General features: G+C 46.7%; 1 pseudogene. It reads right to left on the bottom strand.

The features are described from left to right. Positions 1 to 709: 709 nt before the first annotated feature. Positions 710 to 865, bottom strand: a pseudogene (locus tag OSC10802_RS52145) (IS4 family transposase); the annotation flags it as partial.

Here is an 865-nt window from a genome sequence, read left to right as displayed (position 1 = left end):
TGGTCTAAAATTAGACAATTTCCGGTTAAACAGTTTGGATGCACTCCCGGGCTCGGGAAGAAACGAAATTTTAGGGTTTCCGCTTGCCGGCGGGGCGCACTGAAAGTGTTTACACGGATTTATTATAACTTACAGAGCTTAAGTGCTTGTCTGACAGTGGTTGCAAGGTTTTAAATTAGACAATTTCCGGTTAAACAGTTTGGATGCACCTCCGGGCTCGGGAAAAAACGAAATTTTCTGTTTCTCCGGTGCCGGCGGGGCGCACTGAAAGTGTTTGCGCGGATTTATTGACTTTAACACGGCTAGAGTGCCTGTCGGGCAGTTGTTGGGAGACTGTTGGCTTTTTCGCCAGGGGTTGGGGATGTGGCGGGGCGGGTTTTTATGCTTTTCCGGCTGTGTGGCACTCTTTGTGGATGAACCCGCCCCTACATGCTTCCATTCCTTTGTCTGACTCCTCCCCAGCGCTGTCTCGGGGGCGCATGGGGTATGGCGCATGGGGCATGGCGCATCATGGAAGACTCACAGCTTTTGCCCAATAGGATGATGCGATTATGCAATGATGCGATGATGCGATGATGCGATGATGCTCAATACGATAATGCCCAATGTCTAATGCGATCGTGTGATGATGCGATGATGCACAAGTGTTGAATTCTGTCACAAAACTTTACATTTTAGCTTACATTTATCCTGCCCTGAGTAAAAATGCTTAGCCAGAGAGAAGTCGTTCTATCCAGTGGACATAGCTGATTTCTTGACACATACAACATTGAAGATAGCGGAGTTTATCTAGTAGCGTAGTCCCCCATTCTTTAGGAATATCTACTATCTTTAATATCAGGTAAGCTATCAGCGAAACATAAAT

This window comes from Kamptonema formosum PCC 10802, assembly GCF_000332335.1.
Lineage (GTDB): Bacteria > Cyanobacteriota > Cyanobacteriia > Cyanobacteriales > Oscillatoriaceae > Oscillatoria.
The sequence above is the reverse complement of the archived record's forward strand: the minus strand, read 5'-3'. Positions and strand labels throughout refer to the sequence as shown.